The sequence below is a fragment of the uncultured Bifidobacterium sp. genome (assembly GCF_945269915.1).
GTDB lineage: Bacteria > Actinomycetota > Actinomycetes > Actinomycetales > Bifidobacteriaceae > Bombiscardovia > Bombiscardovia indica.
The window spans coordinates 1-6,274 of sequence record NZ_CALYOY010000052.1 but is presented as its reverse complement, the minus strand read 5'-3'; the positions used below and the strand labels follow the sequence as shown (position 1 = coordinate 6,274).

The following is a 6,274-nucleotide window of genomic DNA, read 5'->3' as shown; positions in this document are numbered from 1 at the left end:
GGGGACAACCACGACCCGCGACCGGCCCGCAGGAGACCCTGACCTGGCTCGGAGGGGGCGCTACCCCGTTTTTCCGACCTGCCCGGCAGACAGACCCATGAATGCCGAGCCCACCAGGAACCCTCAGTGCATCAGGCCGATTCCGGTCCAGACGGCCCAGAGGACGGCCACGGCCAGATAGGGCCACCAGTGGGACCTGGTCACGGCCACGAACTCGCGGATGAAGGCCGTGGGCCAGTAGTAGCCCCTGGTGTGGGAACCGATTCCGTCGGCCCTGAGCCCCACCTTGCTGGCGTATTCGCTGGCCCGGAACACGTGGTAGTCGCTGGTCACCAGGGCCACCCGGTACTGCTGAGGCCCCGTGCCCACTCCGTACCGGGCATCCAGGATCTCCTTGGAATAACGCAGGTTCTCCATGGTGGTGGTCGACCTGTCCTCCATGATGATGGCCTCGGACGGCACCCCGCAGGAGTTCATCAAATAGTTGGCCATGGCCCGAGCCTCGCTGGTCTCCTCGTCGGGCCCCTGGCCGCCGGAGACCACGAACCGGCCCTGCCTGCCCTGCTTCCGCCACAGTTGCATGGCCTTGTCGAGCCGCCCCCGCAGGAGGGGCGTGGGCCGGTCTCCGCGCAGACCGGCCCCGTGCACGATGATGTAATCGTACCGGCGTTTGCGGGGGAGCGCCCGGTAGAACCAGGAGTAGAGCAGGAGGGCCATGAAGGAGAAGAAGAACCAGGTTCCCTCCAGGCTGACCAGTCCGGCCAGGACCAGGCACCAGTGGGGTGCGTCGAAGACGATCAGGAGAGGGGAGAGGAGGAGGTAGACGGCCAGGGCCAAAGCCAGGAGGGCCGGTAGGAGGGTGGCCAGGGAGACGCCCTCGCGGCGGGTGACGATGACCGTGTTGGCCAGGAGGAAGGCCACCACGGCGATGGGTATCAGGATCACCAGTATGGCGATAGGCAGGATCAGCCAGCGCAGGCCGAATTGCAGTACCAGGGTCCCGACGAGGAAGAGGAGGAAGAGGAGGAACCAGATGGCGTTGCGGAACTGCCGGGGCTCACGGTGCAGCCCGAAGAGGAGGATGATGCCGGAAATGATGGTGGGGGAGTACAGCAGGAGCAGCTGAGGAATATTGATCATGCGGTTCCACCTGGTTCCATGGTCGGGTAGGGGGTTCTCTCCCCCCAGCCTACCCAAGGCCGGGATTAAATCTGCGCTGTAGATGAAGAAGCATACTCGCTCAGGATGTCAAGAACTTTTTTCTAAGGAGTGATGAATATCACACCGTCTGAATATGGAGATTGCCCTGAATTGGGGGGTCAGCGCTGAAAAGGATGGGATGATGGGGGTATTACCTCTTGACATCTGAGCAGTTATATCGTATGTGAGTCCGGCAGATCAAGGTCCGCGATACGTCAGGGGGCGGACGGGACCATGGTGGTCGTGTGCACACAGGTCGTGCGGGTTGCGCCATGGTCGCGACGAGAAGAAGGGATGAGCATGAAAGTCGTCATTTTCTCCACCTGCGTGGTGGACCTCATGTTCCCCAACGTGGGGAAGGCCATGGTGGAGGTGCTGGAGCGGTTCGGGTGTGATACCTACATGCCCATGCAGCAGATCTGCTGCGGTCAGCCGACCTTCAACAGCGGATATGTCAAGGAGACCCGGCACGTTATGCGCAACGAGGTCGACGCCCTGATGAGCGTGGATGCCGACTACATCGTGGGCCCCGCCGGATCCTGCGTCAACATGCTCAAGGAGCTTCCCTTCCACATGAGGGACGACGACCCCGCCTACGTGGCCAAGGCCCGGCGGATGGCCGACAAGACCTATGAGTTCTCCCAGTTCCTCTACCGGGTGCTGGGGGTGCTGGATGCGGGCGCCGAGCTGGACGCCGTGGCCACGTACCACCGCTCCTGCCACATGACCCGCCTCCTGGGCGAGCGGACCAGCCCCTTTGCGCTCCTGGACCACGTCAAGGACCTGAAGATGGTCCCCCTGCCCCATATCGAGAACTGCTGCGGCTTCGGGGGCATGTTCTCCATGAAGGAACCCGAGATATCGCGCCAGATGGTCGACGAGAAGGTCAACGACGTCCTCTCCACCAACGCCTCGGTCCTGATATCCTGCGACCCGGGCTGCCTGATGAACATCGGCGGCCGTTTCAACCGGCGCGGGGAGAAGATTACCATCATGCACCTGGCCGAGGTGCTCAACCACAATGTCGATATGAGCCGGGTCCGCTACGTCGGGGAGGATTCCCGGGCCGGTGACGACGCCGGGGCCCTCCAGGGCGCCGACAGGAAGGAGGCCCTGGTATGAGCAGCATGGTCAACGGCAAGAAGGCCGCGCAGTATCTGAAGACCAGCGACGCCCCCTTCCTGACCCGTATCAAGGAGACCGAGCAGGACGAGTTCGCCGAGCAGGCCGTGGCCAAGGCCCAGGACGCCCAGTGGGTCAAGCGCGAGGCCGCCCGCCAGGAGCTGGGCGACTGGGAGGACTGGCGCAACCTGGGCGAGCAGATCCGCCAGCACGTCATCCGCTACCTGCCCGACTACCTGGAGGAGTTCGCCGACAACGTCGAGAAGCGGGGCGGGCACGTCTTCTTCGCCCAGACCGACGACGAGGCCGCCCAGTACATCAAGCGGATCGCCATCGAGAAGAAGGCCAGGCACGTCGTCAAGAGCAAGTCCATGGTAACCAGCGAGATCAACCTGGATCCCACCCTGATGACCGTGCCCGGGCTGGAGGTGCTGGAGACCGACCTGGCCGAGTTCATCCTGGAGGAGGATGACTGGGACCAGCCCACCCACCTGGTCTTCCCGGCCCTCCACAAGAACCGTGAACAGGTGCGGCAGATCTTCGAGAAGAAGCTGGGCTACCAGGGCGACAACGACCCCCAGCACATGGCCCGATTCTCGCGCACCGTTCTGCGCAAGCACTTCCTCGAGGCCGATATGGGCATCACCGGCTGCAACTTCGCCGTTGCCGACACCGGCATGATCAACCTGGTCACCAACGAGGGCAACGCCGACCTGGCCATGTGCATACCCAGGACCCAGGTGGTGGTCATGGGCATGGAGCGCCTGGTGCCGACCATGAAGGAGGCCGAGACCATGGACAACATGCTGGCCCGGTCTGCAGTCGGTCAGAAGCTGACCTCCTACCTGACCTTCACCTCGCCCCGCACCGGCCAGGAGTCGGATGGTCCGGACGACGTCTACGTGGTGATCCTGGACAACGGCCGCTCCAACGCCCTGGGCACCGACTTCGAGCCCATCCTCCAGTGCATACGCTGCGCCTCCTGCCTGAACGTCTGCCCCATCTACCGCCACATCGGCGGCCACGGCTACGGGTCCATCTACCCGGGCCCGGTCGGCTCCGTGCTTTCACCGGTGCTGGATGGCGGATATGACGACTTCGGCGATCTGCCCTACGCATGCAGCCTCTGTGCGGCCTGTACGGCCACCTGCCCGGTCAAGATCCCCCTCCATGAGCTCATGATCAAGCACCGCAAGATCATGATGGACGACCAGTCCAAGGCGAACCTGATTGACGACGCAATCATGAGGGTGGTCGGTATCGGCACCGGGCATTCCTCCCTCTTCCGCACGGCCCTGGGGCTGGACCACACCATGCTGGCCCCCCTGGCCAGGAAGCAGCCCGAGACGGCCGGGAACCTCTTCTCCAACGACAGGCATGTGGAGTGGATGCCCTTCGTCTTCGGCGGATGGACCAAGGTGCGCGACCTGCCCGACCCGCCCAGGCACGGGCAGAACTTCCGCAGTTGGTTCGCCAGGCACAAGAAGGAGCAGGGTCAGCGGGTCAACGGTGAACCGGTCTTCAACAAGACCGGCTCACCGGACGGCCAGGCCGACGGGAAGGGAGCGCAGGCATGACCGATCGTGAGGTATTCCTGGACTATCTGGCCCAGAAGAGCGGCAGGTCCCGCCACCAGCTCAAGGACAACCCCCTGGTGCCCGTCAACGACCTGCCGGAGACCACCCTTTCGGGGCACACCCAGGACGAGCTCCTGGAGATAGCCCGGAAGAACAGCGAGGCCGTGCACGTGAACTTCCAGACCTGCACCAAGGCCGGTCTGCCCGTGGCCCTGGACCGGTTCATCGACTCCAAGAAGGATGACAGCGACCATGTGATGCTGCCCACCTCGCCCCTCTTCGCCGACTTCGGCCTGGAGGAGTGGCGTGACGGGCTCAACCCGCCGGCCACCTTCTGGAAACCGGGAGCCAGCCGGGAGGAGAACATCAGGACGGCCGACCGGTCGGGCACCGCCATCGCCTTCGCGGACTTCCTCCTGGCCGAGTCCGGCACCATCACCGTGGCCACCACCCCGGGGCAGGGGAGGGCCTTCCACTTCCTGCCGGTGCACTACCTGAGCATCATCCGCAAGTCGAAGATCCTGCCCCGCACCCGCCAGGCCATGGACTACTACGATCAGGCCCTGGTCTCGGGCGATCTGAAGACCTCCAACATCAACTTCATCACCGGCCCCTCCAACACGGGCGACATCGAGATGGTGATCGTGGTCGGTGTGCACGGGCCGCTGGATATGACCTACCTGGTGGTTGAGGATATGTAGCCCTGTGGCCGCCTCATAGTGGCAGGGCCCCTTCGGAGGAGCCGGAAACCCATGGTGGTTTCCGGCTCCTCAGCCCAGGCCTGGCAGGAGATCTCCGGGCGGGTCGATGGTGATGTAGCCCTCCTCCGGTTTCACCTCCGGCACCAGTTGCTCGACGAAGGGTATCAACCCGGTCGGGATGTCCTCGTCACTTCCGTCGGCATCGCCCGCCTCCGGCCCATCCATGAGTATCTCAAGCTGCTGTTGGGCCACCCCGTCAAGGACATCCCTGATGGTGCCGACCTTCCGGCCTCCGGGGAGCCCCAGTGTGTTGCCGGGCGCCATGCGGACCTCCAGGCCTATCAGATCGGTGAGGTACCAGGCATCCTCGTCGGCCAGGTCCTTGGCGGGGTCGGCCTCCACATAGAGTTCCCTGCCCTTCAGCGCCTCCGCTGCGTTCCTGTCCTCGACGCCCTCGAAGAGGAGGATCCACCGCTGCTTGAACCGGCGCGAACGGACCACGGTGAAGACCTGGCCCTCCCCGGTCTCCAGCTGTGCACCGGGGGAGAAGCGCCTCCCCGGTTCGTCCGTGTAGGAATAGACGTTGACCTCGCCCTTGAGCCCCTGGGCGCGGCCGATACGGCAGACCCTCAGCAACTCGCGCTGCTGAGGGTCCTTGCCGTCACTGCTGTGGTCGGTGGACTGGCTGGGGCTCACCGGCGCACGTCCATGATGTCGACGCGCACCTTGTGGTCGGCCAGTGCCTGAATCACCGTGCGGATGGCGTTGGCGGTCCTGCCGCCCCTGCCGATCACACGGCCGATGTCCTCGGGGTTGACCCGCACGCGGAGCAGTTCACCCCTGGGGTTCTCGTGGGACTTGACCGACACATCATCAGGGAAATCCACGATGTTTCTGATCAGGTGTTCAACGGCCTGTGCAAGCATGATAGCCAGCCCTTCCACTCACGTGTGCTCTTACTCCGCTGCCGCGGGGTTCTCCTCGGTGCCGGACTCGGCCGCCGCCTCGACCTTGGCGGCATCGGCAGCCTCATCGGCCTTGGGGGCCTCCTTCTCGGCGGCCGCCCTGGCCTTGGCATCGGCCTCGGACTTGGCTGCCTTGAGCTTCTGGGCCTCGTTCTGGGCCTGCTCGATGCGGGCCTGGGCGTCCATCTCGGCCTGGGGCACCTTCAGGGTGCCTTCCTTGCCGGGCAGATCCTTGAACTTCTGCCAGTCGCCGGTGATCTTCAGAAGGTTCAGGACGGGCTCGCTGGGCTGTGCGCCCACACCCAGCCAGTACTGGGCGCGTTCCGAGTCGATCTTGATGGAAGAGGGCTGGGTGTTGGGATCGTAGGTGCCGATCTCCTCGATGACCTTGCCATCGCGCTTCTTGCGGGAATCGACCACGACCACGCGGTAGAAGGCATAGAACTTCTTGCCCATTCTCTTCAGACGAATCTTGGTTGCCAAAATGGCTCTCCTTGGTACTTGGTGCGCCTGGCAACGTCTCCATGTGGGGCATGGTGGCGCCGTTCGGCATGTTCCTCATGCCCAGCGGCTTGAGAGGGCACCGTCGGACACGAATAACAGCAAAAGTATACCTCATGAAGCGGATATGAGCCTGGTGCGTGATTATGATTGTGTGTGGGATTGTGTGTGGTTGATGTGTGGTGGGCGGTCCCTCGGGTCGGGGATG

At 63.9% G+C, this 6,274-nt stretch carries 7 protein-coding genes; 3 read left to right on the top strand and 4 right to left on the bottom strand.

Features of this window, described 5'->3' with window-relative positions; all coding sequences use genetic code 11:
- Positions 1-123: 123 nt before the first annotated feature.
- A complete protein-coding gene (locus Q0K62_RS07660) occupies positions 124-1,140 on the bottom strand; it encodes a YdcF family protein (protein WP_297317386.1) in 1,017 nt (338 codons plus the stop codon).
- A gap of 360 nt (positions 1,141-1,500) precedes the next feature.
- Between Q0K62_RS07660 and Q0K62_RS07655 the strand changes: the two genes are divergently transcribed.
- Genes Q0K62_RS07655 through Q0K62_RS07645 form a run of 3 tightly spaced genes read left to right on the top strand, consistent with a single transcriptional unit; the run spans position 1,501 to position 4,600 of the window.
- Entirely contained in the window at positions 1,501-2,322 is an 822-nt protein-coding gene (locus Q0K62_RS07655; RefSeq protein ID WP_297317385.1) for a (Fe-S)-binding protein, read from the top strand.
- Positions 2,319-3,899: a LutB/LldF family L-lactate oxidation iron-sulfur protein gene (locus Q0K62_RS07650; protein WP_297317384.1), complete on the top strand. Its 1,581-nt coding sequence runs from the start codon at positions 2,319-2,321 to the stop codon at positions 3,897-3,899. Before Q0K62_RS07655 ends, Q0K62_RS07650 begins: the two co-directional genes overlap by 4 nt.
- Positions 3,896-4,600 carry a lactate utilization protein C gene (locus Q0K62_RS07645; RefSeq protein ID WP_297317383.1) on the top strand — a complete coding sequence of 235 codons (705 nt, stop codon included), beginning with the start codon at positions 3,896-3,898 and terminating at the stop codon, positions 4,598-4,600. Before Q0K62_RS07650 ends, Q0K62_RS07645 begins: the two co-directional genes overlap by 4 nt.
- Positions 4,601-4,669: 69 nt before the next feature.
- Here Q0K62_RS07645 and rimM read toward each other — a convergent pair whose 3' ends face one another.
- The 3 genes from rimM to rpsP are packed head-to-tail and all read right to left on the bottom strand — an operon-like array spanning position 4,670 to position 6,048.
- A complete protein-coding gene (gene rimM / locus Q0K62_RS07640) occupies positions 4,670-5,296 on the bottom strand; it encodes a ribosome maturation factor RimM (RefSeq protein ID WP_297317382.1) in 627 nt (208 codons plus the stop codon).
- Positions 5,293-5,526: an RNA-binding protein gene (locus tag Q0K62_RS07635; protein WP_297317381.1), complete on the bottom strand. Its 234-nt coding sequence runs from the start codon at positions 5,524-5,526 to the stop codon at positions 5,293-5,295. Before Q0K62_RS07635 ends, rimM begins: the two co-directional genes overlap by 4 nt.
- Positions 5,527-5,556: 30 nt before the next feature.
- The gene (gene rpsP / locus Q0K62_RS07630) at positions 5,557-6,048 is read right to left on the bottom strand and encodes a 30S ribosomal protein S16 (protein ID WP_297317380.1); all 492 of its coding nucleotides are present in this window, start codon (positions 6,046-6,048) and stop codon (positions 5,557-5,559) included.
- Positions 6,049-6,274 lie beyond the last annotated feature (226 nt).